The organism is Paracidovorax avenae ATCC 19860, from assembly GCF_000176855.2.
Classification (GTDB): domain Bacteria; phylum Pseudomonadota; class Gammaproteobacteria; order Burkholderiales; family Burkholderiaceae_C; genus Paracidovorax; species Paracidovorax avenae.
This window is the reverse complement of sequence record NC_015138.1, coordinates 4,581,112-4,596,353: the sequence shown is the minus strand read 5'-3', so window position 1 is coordinate 4,596,353 and position 15,242 is coordinate 4,581,112. Positions and strand designations below refer to the sequence as shown.

Sequence of the window (15,242 nt, the reverse complement as noted above, 5' to 3'; positions counted from 1 at the left end):
TTATCATTTTTTCCTATGAACTTTAAAACTCTCATTCTCAAGTCGGGTTCGGCATGCGTGGTCGCGGGTGCGATGGCGTTGGCGGGGTGCGCGGCCCTGGCGCCTGCCACCCCCGAGCAGGCGGTGAAGGAGCGGGCTGAGGCCTATTGGAAGGCCCGCATGGCAGGGCAGTACGAGAAGACCTATGCGCTGACGCCTCCTTCCTACAGGGCGGCCGTCACCAAGGAGCAGTTCGCGCGGCAGTTCGGCAATGCTGCCTCGGTCACTGCGGCCGAGGTCACGAACGTGGAGTGCCAGCCGGAAAAGTGCGTCGCGAAGATCAAGCTCACCGCCAAGCCGATGATCATCGGCGTCAAGCTCAACAGCATCGATACCTATCTCGATGAAACCTGGGTGCAGGAGGATGGACAATGGTGGAGGTTCCAGGACCTCTGATACGTCTGCAGGCCTGGAGGCATCCATGGAGGTGACGGCCTGTTGACTGAGCATCCAGGCAACAACGCCCGGTCGCGAATGCGCCGGGCGTTGTTGCATTCTGGCGGGCGCATTACGGGGGTGGAGTGCCTGGAGACCGTTTGAGTGCCCCTGATGTGGTCGGGGCGTCGCGACTGCCCTGATCGCTCCAGCGAAATGTGTGTGAATTTGGGTTTTTTTGCTTGGGAATGCAGGGTTCTTTTGGTATTGTTCGCCCCCAAGGTTTGTAGAGGTCGGAGAGGCAGACCCGCTGGGCATCCGCAAGGGTGCTTTGCGCAGGCTCTTCCGCGTCTGCAAGCCCTACCCCAAAGAATGGCCGGGCTCACCACCTGCCGTGCTCGGGTGGGCCTCGTGCGGTGCGTCTCCAGGTACTGTTGCATTTCATCAACAGGCGAAGGATTGGCAGAGGTTCCGCAGTACAGGCCGTGAATGCGCTGTGCTACTATTCTTTGGCGTAATCAATCGTGGTAGTTGCGCTTACCAACTTTTTAACTGGAGTTCTCGATATGAAGAAAAATGTTCTGGCCCTGAGCATTGCTGCCATGATTGGTGGCCTGGGCTTCGCTGGCGCCGCATCCGCTGATGTGGTCGTCGGCCAGGCTCCGCTGACGGCAACGACCGCTACGACGCTGTCGTTCGCCGAAGGCGGCGTGGGCCATGCACTGCTGGTGCCTTACTTCAACGCGCAAAACGGCAACATGACCGTTCTGCACGTGGTGAACACCGACACCTCCCGCGGCAAGGCCGTGAAGGTCCGTTTCCGTGGCGCCCTGAACTCCGACGACATTCTGGACTTCCAAGTCTTCATGTCGCCTGGCGACGTGTGGACGGCTGCTGTGACGGCTGGCTCCGATGGCGTGGCTCAACTGCAGACGGCTGACGGCACCTGCACGCTGCCCGCTCTGACGAAGAACGTTCCCCAGCGCTTCGTGACCGACCGCCTGAACACGGGCCTCGTGGCTGCCGACCTGGCCAACCAGACCCGTGAAGGCTATGTTGAAATCTTCAACATGGCTGACATTCCGGCAACGATCCCCGGCTCGACGACGGTCAACCCCCTGTACACGGCCATCAAGCACGTGAACGGCGTGGCGCCTTGCACGTCTTCCGTCCTGAACGGCACGCTGCAGAACTTCACGACCCCTGCCGCCGTGGCTGCTGCTGGTTTCGACACGCCTACCACCGGCCTGGTCGGTGACTGGTACATCATCAACGTGGCGCAAACCACGACGTTCGCTGGCGGCGCTACGGCCATCCGTGCTGAAAACGGTGGTCTGCCTGCCGTCGGTAACTTCGTGCACTTCCCGCAGAACGCGAACACTAACGGCTCGCCGGATTCCTACACGGCCGACCCGCTGTTCCGTACCCTGAACGTGCTCAACGCTGCCGGCGCTGCCCCGGGCAACCTGCCGAAGATCGCTGCTGCGAACTACGACCTGCCCGACATGTCCACGCCTTACACCGTGACGGGTGCAAACAGCACCACGGCTGTGTCTCCGCTGGTGCAAGCCACGAACCTGACGAACGCCCTGGCTGTGACCTCCATCACCAACCAGTACGCTACGGATGCTTCCATCTCCGCCAAGACGGACTGGCTGTTCTCCATGCCCACCCGTCGGTACAACGTGGCTGCGAACTACGCTGCGGCTAACCAAAGCCCCGCCGACACCACCAATATCCGCCTGTTCACTGACCTGAGCGGTAACGGTAACCTGACCGACGAGCGCTTCAACCCCGGTAACACCTCGCTGCAAGCTGTGGGCGGTGCGATCTGCGTGAACTCCACCGGCCAAGCTTTCTACGACCGCGAAGAAAGCACGCAAACTGCCGGCGCCGTGTTCTCGCCTGGTTCCGTGGCACAAACCCGCTTCTGCGGCGAAACCAGCGTGCTGAGCTTCTCTTCGGGTTCCGTGCTGGGTGCGTCGGTTGCAGCCCAACAGCTGACGACCGGTGCTTACACGAACGGCTGGAGCCGCGTGGACGTGACGAACAACAACCGTGGTCTGCCGATCATCGGTGCTTCGTTCATCAAGCTCACCAACCCGCTGGCATCGGCTGGCACGTCTGGTACCTACGGTATCACGTGGCCCCACCGCTTCACGTTCCCGGCTGCACAGTAATTCACTGCTGCTACGGCACTTTTCACAGCAATGTGATCCAAAAAAAGGCGGGGGTCTCCCCCGCCTTTTTTCATTTCTCACTGATGGTTGACTCATACATGAAACGTTCCGCTTTCCGCCTCTGCGCCGGTGCCCTGCTCTCCGCAATGATGTTGTCCGCCCATGCCCAGGAAACCGTGCTGATCCAGGGCCCGCATATCGCGATCGACAGCAGCGATATGCGAGCCGATGCATTGCGCATGCCTCCGGAAATGCGCGATACCGTGTTGTCCCGTCCGCAGACAGTGACCCAGATTGCTTCCAACCTCTATGCACGCCGTGCCATGGCGCAACGCGCCGAAGCCGCGGGGCTGGAGAAGGATCCGGAAGTAGCCGCCGCCTTGCGCGTGGCTCGGGACAAGGTGCTGTCCGACGCCTATCTGGCCAAGGTGGACAAGGACAACATGCCCTCGGATGCAGTTGCCGAGGGGTTGGCCCGCAACATCTACAAGGCCAAGCCGGAGCGTTTCAAGGTGCCCGAGCAAGTGCAGGTGCGGCACATTCTGATTGCAGGCACTGGGGCGGATTCCCGGGCGCAGATCGAGAAGATCGAGCAGGAACTCAAGGGCGGCGCAGACTTCGCGCAGTTGGCCAAGGAGCGTTCTGCAGACAAGGGCAGCGCCGCAAAGGGCGGTGACCTGGGCTTCTTCGAAGCAGGAAAGATGGTGCCAGAGTTCGACAAGGCTGCGTTCGCACTGACCAAGCCGGGCCAGTTGAGCGGCATCGTGGAGAGCAAGTTCGGCTACCACATCCTGCAACTGGAAGGTCGGCATGCTGCGAGAACGCGCAGCTTCGATGAGGTGCGCAGCGAACTGATGCAGGAAGTCCGTGCGAACGTGCAGCAGGAAGCGCGCGTCGCCGACGCGCAGGCTTTGCAGCAGGAAGCAAAAATCAACAAGGAAGCCATCGAAGCTTTTGCAGCTGGCTACAACCCGCAACCGGTGAAGACGGCGCCGTAACGCGTAAGCTCTGCGGGTGTGATCGAGGCACAGGCTTTCAGGGCCTGTGCCGTTATTTGGCGGGTAGCGCCCCGCCTTTGATGGTTTTTTCATGCAGACTTTGCGGAACGAGTGGCGTGCCGTCTGGAGCGCCCGCTCCCTGGTATGGGTGTTGACCCGGCGCGAGGTGGCGGCGCGCCACGCAGGCACGGCCGTTGGCATCCTGTGGCCTTACCTGCAGCCCTTGCTGACTGTCGCGGCCTATTACCTCGTTTTCGATGTCGTGTTCTCCATGCGGCTTGGCAATGGAGCCCCCACGCATGCCGTAGGCACGTTCCTGGTCGTGGGCGCGCTGCCATGGATGGCGTTCTGCGATGCCGTGTCCCGCGGCATGAACAGCTTGATCGAGGCGGGGGGAACCTTGCAGAAGAACCCGTTGCCGCCCGTGCTCTTCACGACGCGGGCCGTGCTGGCCAGCGGCGTGATCTTCGGGCCGCTGCTTTTGCTGGTGGCCTTGGTCTATACCCCTCTGCATGGAGTGCGTCCGGCCCTGCTGGCGATGGTGCCGTTGCTGGCGCTGCAATTGCTCCTCTGCCTGCTCATCGGGTACCTGCTTGCGATTCTTGCCGCAGCCCTGCGCGACACGGTGCAGATCGTGGGCTTTCTTCTTTCCGTGGGGATCTACCTCACGCCGATCCTTTTCCCCCTGACCATGTTCCCGGAGAACTGGCGCTGGGTGCTGTGGCTCAATCCCATGACGGCCCTGGTCATCGGGTACCAGCAGGTGCTGCTGCTGGGGGACTGGCCTCCTTCCAGCGTATGGCTGGCCGGTGGGGCGTGGCTGCTGGTCGTCGCCATGGCATTGAACGTCGTTGTCCGGCGCAGCCGTGACCAACTGGTGGATTGGCTATGACCGCGCTGCAACCCTTGTCCGAGACGGTCCTCCAGGTGAAAAACCTGGGCAAGGAGTACCGCATCTACGCGTCTCCCCGCCAGCGGCTCAGGTCGCTCATTACCGGCCGCTCCCACCATCGCAGCCACTGGGCCCTGAAGGACGTGTCTTTCGAATTGCGCCGCGGCCAGTGCATCGGGGTGATCGGTGACAACGGTGCCGGCAAGAGTTCGCTGCTGAAACTGCTTGCCGGAACGCTTCAGCCATCGAGCGGCTCGATCGAGCGGGTGGGACGGGTGACGGCCATTCTGGAGCTTGGAGCCGGCTTCCATCCGGATTTCAGCGGGCGGGACAATCTGTACTTCGGCGGCAGCCTGATCGGTATCGACCGGGAGACGATGCAGCGCCTGGAGCCTGAGATTGTCGAGTTCAGCGAGCTCGGGCATGCGCTGGACCGGCCCGTGAAGACCTATTCCTCCGGCATGGCGGTGCGTCTGGCTTTTGCCCTGGTCACCGCGGTGCAGCCCGACGTGCTCATCATCGACGAGGCACTGGCGGTGGGGGACCAGCATTTCCAGAAAAAGTGCGTGGACCGGATCATGGCTTTCCGGGATGCGGGCTGCACCATCCTGTTCTGTTCCCATAGCCCCTATCACATACGCCATCTGTGCGATGTGGCCTTGTGGCTGAAGGATGGGTGCGTGGAGCAGTTCGGGCCGACGGAGCCTGTGCTGGCGGCCTACGATCTGCATACCCGTTTGCGCGACGGCGCATCCCAGGGGGAGGTTCCTCACGTTGCCGGCGCACTGCCTCCGGCAGACCTGGTTGCAGGGGGGGGCGCTGCCGTGGAAGGCCCTGACCGGAATCGTGTCGCTGTGGGGGATGCCGGCAGTGCCTGCATTGTTTCCGTGGACGTCCAGGACCTTGCCGAGCCGGAGGGGGACCGTCCCGGCACGCTGCAGAGCAAGGATCTGGTGGTCTCCATCGTAGTGCGTGGCCGCGGGGACGAGCGTCCGAACATCGGATTCATGATCGAGCAATCACGCGGAGTGGGCATTACTTCGCTCGGGACCCATGAAGAAGGAGCGGAGCCGGTACGGCTCGAGGACGGCTCGTGGCGTTCGGTCCTGACATTCCCCGAGCTGCCTCTGCACACGGGTGATTACGTGATCAGCGTCTATCTCTTCGACGAGACGGGGCTGGTCGTTTATGACGAATGGTTTCAGTTCCTGCATTTCCATTTTTCCTTTCCGAAGCCCATGCCAGGCCTGGTCCGCCTGCCGCACCGCTGGGAATGAATCGGTGATGACGCGTTGGGGCCGTGCCTGGTCGCGGTGTAAGAGGGAAAGCCGGGATCTGCTGGAAGTGGTGGTGCTGCCCGGTCTGGCGGCCGTGCTGCCATGGACCGTGTGCTTCCGCCTGTTCCGCCGCATGGCGCACTGGCGATGGCTCTACCGTGACGCCTGCGAGGCGGCGCTGGAGCAGGCCAGTTCGCGTGGGTGGGTACACGGCCTTGCCGAAGAATGGCTTGCGGAACGCAGGTTGGTGACCTTGCTGGACCACGCGGACCATTATCTCTTCCGGACACGGTCTGCGGCCTGGATGCGGCGCCATGTCGAAGTGGACGGTGCATGGAGCGGTGCCGGAAAGGCGGGGCTCTTGTTCACTTTCCACTGGGGCGCCGGTATGTGGGCGCTCTGCCACGCATCCACGGCAGGAATGCGGGGCAACATGGTGCTGGCGGCACCCGGCGGGCGGGATTTCGTCGGGCGATGGGTGTTCGGGCGGTATGTGCGTGCCCGCATGCGTTCGGTGGAGATGGCACTGCATCGCCCGGTGGTCTTCGTGCCTGGGGGCATGGAGGGCGTGCGGCAGGCGCTTCGGCGTGACGAGCAGGTGGTGGTGGTCATCGATGTGCCGGAAGACCAGGTCAACGTCACGCGGACCGCGACCATCCTGGGGCAACCTGTCAGCGTGCCTGCCGTTCTGCCGCAGATGGCGGTGGACCGTTCATTGCCGGCCACGGTGTTCTACATGGGTATCGATTTGCAATCGGGCCGCAGGACACTGCGGATCGCGCCGCTCGGCACGTTCAGTGATCCCCAGGAGTTGACCGACAGGGTGTTTGATCATTTTGACGGGCTGCTCAGGCAGCGGCCTGCTGCATGGCATTTATGGACGGAGGCGCCGCGTTTTTTCCGGGCGCGTGCCGATGTCAGGCGCAATCCAATGGAGGAGAAGGCGGTGAACCCATGAACTGGATGAGTCGGTGGCAGGAACGCCTTTGGGGAGTGGCTGCCTGGGATGAGGGGCGGATTTCGGACGAATGGTTCCGCGCGCACTTCGGCTATGCTGCCGACGTCGTCAACGACTGGGTCGGCGGAGCACTGGATCTGCGCACGTCCCGGCTGCTGAATTTCGGATGCGGAGACGGCATCACGGACCTGGCGCTGGTGCTCAAGCATGGCGCCACGGGCATCCATGGCGTGGATATCCGCCAGGAATACCGGAAGCTGCCGCGTATCGCTCGCGAGCAACTGGGGATGTCGCGCATTCCCTCGGCGCTGACATTCGAAACCATCCAGCCCGGTGCACCGCTGGCAGGCCGGCAGGCCCCCGTGGACGGGATCATGAGCTGGTCCACCTTCGAGCATGTCGATCGCGGCCAGCTGCTGCCGATCCTGAAGGACCTGCATGCCTGCCTTCGGCCAGGGGGATTCTTCTTCATCCAGATCGAGCCGCTGTTCTATTCCCCGTATGGATCGCATCTGCGCCGCTATGACGAGGTGCCATGGCACCATCTGCTGGTGAGCGAAGAGGCGCTGTGGGAGATCATTCGCGCACACGAAGGGCCCATCGATGCCGCGGAGACCGATTTCGGTTTTGCGGATTTCGGTCCGGAAGGCTACAAGCGCTTCGTCTTCAATGAGTACCGGGCCTTGAACCGTCTCACGGCGGACGAACTGGTCGGCCTGACGGCGGAGGCCGGTTTCCACGTGGTCCGGCAGGAACGCCGGAGCCTGCAGATGGAGATTCCGGAGGAGTTGCGCGGCAGGTATTCGCCGGAGTGGCTGCTCAACAACGAAATCTTCCTGCTGCTGGGGCGCTGAGGCCTGCCAGCCCGTGGCGGTGGGTGGCGCCAGGCCGGGCGGGCCTGGCTCGCCTCGGCCTGCCGTTCAGTTCATGCCTGCAGCCAGTTTTTCACGCGGCGCTGCCAATGGGATGGGATGCGCCGCGCCACGCCGCGCAGGACCGGCAGCGAGCGAAGGTACACGACTGCCGAGAGCAGGCCCGATTTCGCGGCCGCGGCAGGGGTCGCCTGGGGCTGGAGGCGCTGCAGTTCTTCCAGGGAAAGCGGTTGCGACGGCTCCATGGGCCTGATGCCGGACAGGTAATCGGTTTCATAACGGAAGCCGGCCTGCGCCGCCTGGCCGTCCATGCCGTCGGGCAGGGGCACGGGCTGCGGCAAGGCAGGCGCTTCGCCGGTCGCGAAGTGCATGCTGCGGATCTCGTCGAACCATGCCAGCCATTGGGAAGCCGTGGCATCCCAGGGACACACCCAGCTCCAGGGCCGGCCGACGACCCGCTCGTGGAATGCGCCGATGTCCGGAACGGCCACGGGCAGTCCCGCGAGGAGTGCGGCACTGAGCGTGTAGCTGTAGGTTTCGGGCCACTGGGCCGGGAACCACACGATGTCCGGCTGCAGCCACTGCAGCAGTTGCGGAAGGTCTTTTTCGGCGTATTCACCGTGCACGGTGAGGTGCGCCCGGGGCTGGGTCTGCAGGCTGCGGTAGCCGTAGCCGATGAGATGGAAATCCACGGGCGCATTGCGGCGAGCGGCTTCGATGGCGACGGCCTCCAGAAGGTCCGCACCCTTGATGGCACTGAGCGCGCCGATGACCGCCACCTTCAGCCTGCGGCCTTCCGGCAGCGGGCGGGGCGCTGGTACCGGCAGGGCTGAGGCCTCGGGCATGTCGGTATGCGGCACGGCAAGCACCCGCGCATTGGGTGCGAACGCCGCGATGCGGCGAGCCGTGTCCTGGCTCGGGGCGAGCACGTGGCGCGCGGCTTCCAGCAGGCGGGCGTTGGCCTGGCGCCACTGGGCCACGGTGCCTCCCATCGGTGCCTGCATGTCTGCCGGGCAGCACTGGCACTGGCCCGGCCCTGTCTCTCCCACATACCGGTGGCCGGTGCCGGTCATGGAAATGTGGGTGCAGTAACTGTAATAGTCGTGCGCCGTGAAGTCGTAGGCAACGCCGAGCAGGTGGGGCAGATTGCGCACTTCCTGGCCATGGCCCAGCAGGTGGTGGTAATGCACGTGGCTCACCCCCAGGCGGCGCAGCACGTCGAGCAGTTCGTCGTACTGGTCGTTCAGCCGGAATGCCAGTTCGAATCCTTCTTCCTCCCCTGCCATGCGCAGCTTGACGCTGTGGCCATGTGCGGGCGTCAGCGTGAGGAACAGCGCCTGTCCGTCCAGGTGGTGTGCCAGTTCGCGGACATGGCGCACCGTGCCGCCCGCACGATCGTGAAGCACCGCCAGCACCAGCGGCTTGCCGGCCTCCGTGATGCGTGCCGCATCGAGCGCCAGCCGGTAGGGGGCCGCGGGGTCGGCACGCACGAAGGCATGCACGTCGCGGTCGTAGTTCGGGTGCAGGCGGCGCAGGATTTCCATGGCGGCCAGTTCGCGGGGACTCTTGCTGTCGCCGAAGCTCACGCCGCCGGTGTGCAGCACGAAGGTGTCCAGCAGGTGCAGGTTGCGCCAGCCGGCAGCCTGGGCACGCTGGCAGAAATCGTTCTCTTCGCCGTAGCCCTTGCCGAAATGTTCGGTGTCGAAAAGGCCGACCTGCTGGAGGCAGTCCCGCCGGATGTACATGCAGAACCCCACGCCCGTCGGCACATCCACCACGGCTCCTGGATTCGTCCTGGCGCACAGGGCGTCCAGGCGCGCCGTGTCATAGCCCGCGGGGAGGTCATTGTCCTTGCAGAAGCGCGGGTAGCTGCAGATCGTCGCGTTGTTGGAGAACGGCGTGACGGACGCGACTTTCGCGTCCGCGTAGGCAGCTTGGCGGATGCGGTCGAGCCAGTCGTTGGCGACCTCCGTGTCGCTGTTGAGCAGCAGTACGTCGTTGCTGCCACTCAGCGCCATGCCGCGGTTGACCGTACCCACGAAACCGAGGTTTTCCTCGTTCTCGAGCAGCAGGATGCGGTCGTCCCCGGCCGCACGTTCGCGCAGCCAGGCAGTGACTTCGGGCTCGGGGCTGCAGTCGTTGATGACTACGAGGCGATAGGGCGTGCGGCAGTTGCTGGCGAGGACCGATTCCACGCACAGCCGTGTGTCGGCCAGTCCGCGGTAGACCGGCACGATGACATCGACAGGATGCGCGGGAGGCGCGACGGGAATGGGGTTGTGGCGGACTGGTTCCACGGCGCGCGGCGCCCGGCCCAGGATTTTGTCGAGGCGCATCTTGGCGTGGACGATGGGGCGCGTGGCGCGGAACACGGTGGAGTTTTCGATGGAATGCAGGTGGCTGGAGAGCGAATTGAAGTCCCGGCGCGCACATCCCAGTTCGTGCTGCAGCCGCGTGATGTCGCGCAGGGACTGGGAAGCCTGCTGCTGCAGTTCGTTGCGTTGCTGCAGTACCTTGGTGTGCGCCTGCTGGAGGGCGCTGCGTTCCGATTCCAGGGTCTGGTTCCAGCCTTCCATTGCCTGGCGCTCTTCCGCCCAGATGTTGCGCGCAGCTTCCAGCTCGGCATTCATCCTGACCTGCGTGGCATGGTGCTCGTCCCGCAACTGGGCAATCTGGTCCTGCAATGGGCGGACCGCACCCGAAAGCGCCAGATAGTCGGCAGACATGGGCCAGCCGAGCTCCACTTCCAGGAAGGCGTTGCCCGGGAGCGCGCTCGCGGTAGCCAGCGCTTCCGGCGGAACCGGCAACTGCATCCATGGGTCGTCCCCGGTCAGCAGCACCAGGCTGGCTGCCGCTGCGGCAGGCAGTGTCTGGAGGTTCCAGGCCATCTGTTGCTGCGGCTGTTTCTCCATCGCGGCGCGCGAGGCGGTGTCGGCCTGCCACGCCCAGGCGGGGCTGCCGTCCGGCGCGCGCAGCGTGATCCCGTGCAAATGCAGGAAGCCGGGTCGGTCAGCCGGGTCGAGGCGCAACTGGGTGATGGGCTCGCTCGAGGACGGAAGGTCGAAGCGCAGGGTCTGGTGGTGCTCGCCGATCGTTCCACGGGCGGTGAGCTTCTGGTCCTCGGCGAATCCGTGGCGGGTGCCCCAATAGAGCTGGGCGGTGAAAAGCGCCCGCGCCGGCTCCATGTCGTGGTCCGTACCTGCCGCGTCGTTGGTCACCGATTCCGCTGCCGGGCGGGCCCTCGCGATGAACTGGTAGGCCATGGCGTCCGGCGTGGCGAGCAGGTGCCGGGCCACTGCGGGTGGCAGCTTGTCGAATGCGGCGTCGAACTCGGATTCCGGTACTTCCCGACGGATGGTGTCGATGTCTTCCAGGCCCCAGGCTTGTTCCCCCAGGAACCTTGCGAGCGATATCCGGGTGAAGAAGCGCAGGTGAGTGCGGTCCAGCAGGCCTTCTTCCCGGTAGCGGAACTCGCCCTGCAGCAACTCTGCCACGAGGCCGCAGTAGCCGGCATTGGGCACGGAAATCAGCACGCGCCCCTCAGGCGCCAGAAGGTGTCGGCATTGCTGCAACACCTGCTCCGGACGTCGCAGGTGTTCCAGTACGTCGGCACAGACGATATAGTCATAGCGCTGGCCGGTAAAAACGGTAACGAGGTCGCATGTTTCGAGATCATCGACCACGACGCGGCGGTAGTGCGGACGTGCGTGGCCGGCTTCGGCCTCGCTCCAGGTCACGCCGTCGCTCACGGCATTGCGGGTTTGCGCAAGGTACTGGCCCAGTGCGCCGCTGCCGCACCCCAGGTCCAGCACCGTTGCGCCGGGGTGGATCTGCTCTGCCAGCACCGAAAGGGAGGTGCGCTCGTCGGGGCGGATGCTGCGGAGATAGACGTGCAAATCCTCGATTGTTTGGGTCATCCCGGGATTATGACGGCCCCCTGATGGGCTGTTGCCCCGGGCCGCGTGAGTAGTCTCCTACAGGGCTGTCGGTCCGGGGAGACGACAATACGCAGTTCATGACAACACTATCCCCTCCTGGCGGCTTGGCTGTATCGGTCGTCAGCCATGGCCACGGCCCCCTTTTGCACGCCATGCTGCACGGCATGGCCCGCTGGTGCGCAGGGAGCGTGACGCGGGTCGTGTTGACTCTCAACATACCGGAGCCATCCCCGCCCACCCCGCCGGGACGCACGGACTGGCCGTTCGCGCTGGATATCCGCCGCAACGCCCGGCCCCTGGGTTTCGGCGCCAATCACAACATGGCATTGAGCGGCGCCATGGAGCCATTCGTGGGCGTGATCAATCCCGATGTCGCCTTTCTCGACGCCGATCCGTTCGAGCGGTTGCGCCAGGCCGCATCCGAGCCGGGCGTCGGTTGCGCCTATCCGGAGCAGGTGGACCTGTGCGGAAAGCTGCAGGATTCCGAACGGGAGTTGCCGACGCCGGGTGCCCTCTGGCGCCGGCGAATCCTCCGGCAGCCCGATCGCCGCACGGACTGGGTGAACGCCGCGTTCCTCGTGTTTCCTGCTGCCGCATGGAAGGGGGTGGGCGGATTCGACGAACGCTATTTCATGTACTGCGAAGACGTGGATCTCTGCCTGCGCCTGCGCCTGAAGGGCTGGCGGCTGGCCAGGGCACCGGTGCGCGTGGGCCATGTCGGCCAACGCGCCAGCCGGCGCCGCATGGCCCATCTGGGATGGCATGTCCGCAGCCTTCTGCGGCTGTGGACATCGCCTGTGTATCACCAGGCGCGATCTTTGTTGCGTGCGGATACCGCCGAAGCGCGTAGGATCGGCGCCCCATGATCTGGTTGTCTCTGGTCAGCTTCCTGGCGACGGCCCTCGCTGCCGCCTGTATCGTCCGTTGGGGGCGAGACCACGCCGCGAACTACGGCGAAGCCATGCCGCAGCGCTTCCACCTGGGTGACGTGCCCCGCCTGGGAGGCGCAGCGCTGCTGGTCGGGATGGCCATCAGCTGGTCGCTGGGGGCCTTGCAGTCGATCTTGTGGGGGGATCCGGGCTCTCTGCGCCTCGGCTCCTGGGTCGGCTGGTGGATGGCCAGCCTGCTGCCGGCGGCCATCGGCGGCATGGCGGAGGACATGACTCAGCGCCTGCCCGTGCGCTACAGGCTGCTGCTCACCGCGCTCTCCGGCGGGATCGCATTGATGGTGCTCAACATGAACGTGCCCAGGCTGGGATTGCCCTGGCTGGATGCGCACCTGGTGGAGATTCCGTGGCTGGGCATGTGCATCGTGGTGCTGGCGGTCGCGGGCCTGCCGCATGCCTTCAACATCATCGACGGCTACAACGGCTTGGCTGGCATGGTGGCGCTGATCATCTGCCTCGCGCTGGCGCATGTGAGCCTGCAGGTGGGCGACCGCGCCCTGGCTTCCCTGCTGATCTGCACCGCGGCGGCCACCGTGGGCTTCCTGGTCTGGAATTACCCGCGGGGCATGCTGTTCGCGGGCGACAGTGGTGCCTACATCTGGGGGGTGATGATCGCGCTCAGCAGCATCGCGCTGGTGCAGCGCAATCGCGACGTCTCTCCCTGGTTTCCCATGCTGCTGCTGATGTATCCCGTGTGGGAGACGCTGTTTTCCAGCTACCGCAAGCTGGCGCGGGGCGTGTCGCCGGGGGTGGCCGATGCACTGCATTTCCACCAGCTCATCTACCGGCGCATCGTGCGCGGGGTGTTCCACGACGATGAGTCGCGGCGGGTGCTCATGCGCAACAACCGCACGTCGCCCTATCTCTGGGGCTTCACGATGCTCACCGTGGTGCCGGCCGTTCTGTTCTGGAGCAACACGCCGGTCCTGATGGTGTTCTGCGGGCTGTTCGGGCTGACCTATGTGACGGCCTACTTGGCCATCGTGCGGTTCAAGGTGCCCGTCTGGCTGAGGCACTGAAGCGGCCTGCACCGGGCATGGCCCCCGGTGCGCCGCAAGGCGCGGCGGAGCGGGCACAATGCGCACTTCTCCACTGGCTGCTGCCCTGTTTTTACACGTCGAGCATTCCATGACCGATCTGCAATCCATCGCCCCCCGGGACAAGGCCGAGATCCTGGCTCAGGCGCTGCCCTACATCCGCAAGTTCCACGGCAAGACCATCGTCATCAAGTACGGCGGCAATGCCATGACCGATCCGGCGCTGCAGGCCGACTTCGCGGAAGACGTGGTCCTGCTCAAGCTCGTCGGCATGAATCCGGTGGTGGTGCATGGCGGCGGTCCCCAGATCGAGACGGCGCTCAAGCGCCTGGGCAAGCAGGGCCAGTTCATCCAGGGCATGCGGGTGACCGATGCCGAGACCATGGAGGTGGTCGAATGGGTGCTGGCCGGTGAAGTGCAGCAGGACATCGTGGGCCTGATCAACCAGGCCGGAGGCAAGGCCGTGGGCCTGACGGGCCGCGACGGCGGCCTGATCCGGGCCCGCAAGCTGAAGATGCTGGACAAGGACGATCCCAGCAAGGAGCACGACATCGGGCAGGTGGGAGACATCGTGTCCATCGATCCCAGCGTGGTCAAGGCCCTGCAGGACGACGCCTTCATCCCGGTGATCAGCCCGCTCGGTTTCGGCGAGGAAAACGAGAGCTACAACATCAACGCCGATGTGGTCGCCAGCAAGCTGGCCACCGTGCTCAAGGCCGAGAAGCTGATGATGCTCACCAACATCCCCGGCGTGCTGAACAAGGCCGGCGAGCTCATCACCGAGCTCACGGCCCGCGAGATCGACGAACTCGTGGTGGACGGCACGATTTCCGGAGGCATGCTGCCCAAGATCGCGGGCGCCATCGATGCGGCCAAGAGCGGCGTCAATGCGGTGCACATCGTGGATGGCCGCGTTCCCCACGCGATGCTGCTGGAGATCCTGACCGAGCAGGCCTACGGCACCATGATCCGCAGCCACTGAGCGCGGCGGGCGGCCTGCTCTCCTGCCATGCGCCTGTTGCTCGTCGAGGACGACGTGATGCTGGCCAGCGGCATCAAGCTGGGCCTGACCGATGCGGGCTACGCGGTGGACTGGGTGGGCAGCGGGGAGCGGGCGGAAGAGGTGCTGCGCGGCGAGTCTTTCGATGCCGCCATCATCGATATCGGGCTGCCGGGCATGGACGGCCTGGAGCTGACGCGCCGCCTGCGCGAGCCGGAGATGGCCAGCCCGTCGATGCCGGTGCTCATCCTCACGGCCCGCGATGCCCTGCACGACCGGGTCCAGGGCCTGGACCTCGGGGCGGACGATTACATGGTCAAGCCCTATGAACTGCCCGAACTGCTCGCACGCCTGCGCGCGCTGCTGCGCCGCTCGCATGCGGCCACCACCGCGGTGCTGAGCTTCGGGCCGCTGGAGCTGGACACGGCAGGCCGGCACGCGAGCCTGCGCTTCCCGGCCGCCGATGGCGGATTGGCCGTGCGCCAGCCCATCGAGCTCGGACCACGGGAGTGGACGGTGCTGGAATACCTGCTGATCCACGCGCCCAAGCCGGCCAGCAAGGAAAAGCTGGTCCAGGCGCTGACCGGCTGGGACAAGGAGATCACCCCCAATGCCGTGGAGGTGTATGTGTCCCGCCTGCGGAGCAAGCTGGAGCCCGGCGGCGTGGCGCTGCGGTCCATCCGGGGCTTCGGCTACCGGCTGGAGTTGCTGGCGCGCGGGCAGGGTTGA

The 15,242-nt window shown here is 64.9% G+C and carries 12 protein-coding genes; 11 read left to right on the top strand and 1 reads right to left on the bottom strand.

Annotated features, from left to right (window positions below; translation table 11 throughout):
* Positions 1 to 15: 15 nt before the first annotated feature.
* The 7 genes from ACAV_RS19935 (at position 16) to ACAV_RS19905 (ending at position 7,573) form a co-directional block, all read left to right on the top strand.
* Complete coding sequence (locus ACAV_RS19935; RefSeq protein ID WP_013596383.1) at positions 16 to 435, top strand: hypothetical protein; 420 nt, start codon at positions 16 to 18, stop codon at positions 433 to 435.
* Positions 436 to 980: 545 nt separating this feature from the next.
* Positions 981 to 2,594, top strand: a complete 1,614-nt coding sequence (locus ACAV_RS19930; protein ID WP_013596382.1) for a hypothetical protein — start codon at positions 981 to 983, stop codon at positions 2,592 to 2,594.
* A gap of 98 nt (positions 2,595 to 2,692) precedes the next feature.
* The gene (locus tag ACAV_RS19925) at positions 2,693 to 3,592 is read left to right on the top strand and encodes a peptidylprolyl isomerase (protein WP_013596381.1); all 900 of its coding nucleotides are present in this window, start codon (positions 2,693 to 2,695) and stop codon (positions 3,590 to 3,592) included.
* 91 nt (positions 3,593 to 3,683) lie between these two features.
* Positions 3,684 to 4,484: an ABC transporter permease gene (locus ACAV_RS19920; RefSeq protein ID WP_013596380.1), complete on the top strand. Its 801-nt coding sequence runs from the start codon at positions 3,684 to 3,686 to the stop codon at positions 4,482 to 4,484.
* The gene (locus ACAV_RS19915) at positions 4,481 to 5,761 is read left to right on the top strand and encodes an ABC transporter ATP-binding protein (RefSeq protein WP_013596379.1); all 1,281 of its coding nucleotides are present in this window, start codon (positions 4,481 to 4,483) and stop codon (positions 5,759 to 5,761) included. The genes ACAV_RS19920 and ACAV_RS19915 overlap by 4 nt, the downstream gene beginning before the upstream one ends.
* A gap of 7 nt (positions 5,762 to 5,768) precedes the next feature.
* The gene (locus ACAV_RS19910; RefSeq protein WP_013596378.1) at positions 5,769 to 6,719 is read left to right on the top strand and encodes a hypothetical protein; all 951 of its coding nucleotides are present in this window, start codon (positions 5,769 to 5,771) and stop codon (positions 6,717 to 6,719) included.
* Positions 6,716 to 7,573: a class I SAM-dependent methyltransferase gene (locus ACAV_RS19905; RefSeq protein ID WP_013596377.1), complete on the top strand. Its 858-nt coding sequence runs from the start codon at positions 6,716 to 6,718 to the stop codon at positions 7,571 to 7,573. Before ACAV_RS19910 ends, ACAV_RS19905 begins: the two co-directional genes overlap by 4 nt.
* 71 nt (positions 7,574 to 7,644) lie before the next feature.
* Here ACAV_RS19905 and ACAV_RS19900 read toward each other — a convergent pair whose 3' ends face one another.
* Positions 7,645 to 11,508, bottom strand: a complete 3,864-nt coding sequence (locus ACAV_RS19900) for a methyltransferase domain-containing protein (protein ID WP_013596376.1) — start codon at positions 11,506 to 11,508, stop codon at positions 7,645 to 7,647.
* A gap of 173 nt (positions 11,509 to 11,681) precedes the next feature.
* On the opposite strand from ACAV_RS19900, the gene ACAV_RS19895 reads away from it, so the two are divergent.
* The 4 genes from ACAV_RS19895 to ACAV_RS19880 all read left to right on the top strand — a co-directional run bounded on the left by ACAV_RS19895 (position 11,682) and on the right by ACAV_RS19880 (position 15,242).
* The gene (locus tag ACAV_RS19895; protein WP_013596375.1) at positions 11,682 to 12,395 is read left to right on the top strand and encodes a glycosyltransferase family protein; all 714 of its coding nucleotides are present in this window, start codon (positions 11,682 to 11,684) and stop codon (positions 12,393 to 12,395) included.
* Complete coding sequence (locus tag ACAV_RS19890) at positions 12,392 to 13,495, top strand: MraY family glycosyltransferase (RefSeq protein ID WP_013596374.1); 1,104 nt, start codon at positions 12,392 to 12,394, stop codon at positions 13,493 to 13,495. Before ACAV_RS19895 ends, ACAV_RS19890 begins: the two co-directional genes overlap by 4 nt.
* Positions 13,496 to 13,604: 109 nt before the next feature.
* Positions 13,605 to 14,495, top strand: coding sequence for an acetylglutamate kinase (argB, locus tag ACAV_RS19885; protein ID WP_013596373.1), 891 nt, complete (start codon positions 13,605 to 13,607; stop codon positions 14,493 to 14,495).
* A 27-nt stretch (positions 14,496 to 14,522) separates the two neighbouring features.
* Positions 14,523 to 15,242, top strand: a complete 720-nt coding sequence (locus ACAV_RS19880) for a response regulator (protein ID WP_013596372.1) — start codon at positions 14,523 to 14,525, stop codon at positions 15,240 to 15,242.

Excerpts from the sequence above, each read along its gene's own strand:
- ACAV_RS19935 (WP_013596383.1), top strand. The coding sequence starts at position 16 with ATGAACTTTAAAACTCTCATTCTCAAGTCGGGTTCGGCATGCGTGGTC.
- ACAV_RS19930 (WP_013596382.1), top strand. The coding sequence starts at position 981 with ATGAAGAAAAATGTTCTGGCCCTGAGCATTGCTGCCATGATTGGTGGC.
- ACAV_RS19925 (WP_013596381.1), top strand. The coding sequence starts at position 2,693 with ATGAAACGTTCCGCTTTCCGCCTCTGCGCCGGTGCCCTGCTCTCCGCA.
- ACAV_RS19920 (WP_013596380.1), top strand. The coding sequence starts at position 3,684 with ATGCAGACTTTGCGGAACGAGTGGCGTGCCGTCTGGAGCGCCCGCTCC.
- ACAV_RS19915 (WP_013596379.1), top strand. The coding sequence starts at position 4,481 with ATGACCGCGCTGCAACCCTTGTCCGAGACGGTCCTCCAGGTGAAAAAC.
- ACAV_RS19910 (WP_013596378.1), top strand. The coding sequence starts at position 5,769 with ATGACGCGTTGGGGCCGTGCCTGGTCGCGGTGTAAGAGGGAAAGCCGG.
- ACAV_RS19905 (WP_013596377.1), top strand. The coding sequence starts at position 6,716 with ATGAACTGGATGAGTCGGTGGCAGGAACGCCTTTGGGGAGTGGCTGCC.
- ACAV_RS19900 (WP_013596376.1), bottom strand. The coding sequence starts at position 11,508 with ATGACCCAAACAATCGAGGATTTGCACGTCTATCTCCGCAGCATCCGC.
- ACAV_RS19895 (WP_013596375.1), top strand. The coding sequence starts at position 11,682 with ATGCTGCACGGCATGGCCCGCTGGTGCGCAGGGAGCGTGACGCGGGTC.
- ACAV_RS19890 (WP_013596374.1), top strand. The coding sequence starts at position 12,392 with ATGATCTGGTTGTCTCTGGTCAGCTTCCTGGCGACGGCCCTCGCTGCC.
- argB (WP_013596373.1), top strand. The coding sequence starts at position 13,605 with ATGACCGATCTGCAATCCATCGCCCCCCGGGACAAGGCCGAGATCCTG.
- ACAV_RS19880 (WP_013596372.1), top strand. The coding sequence starts at position 14,523 with ATGCGCCTGTTGCTCGTCGAGGACGACGTGATGCTGGCCAGCGGCATC.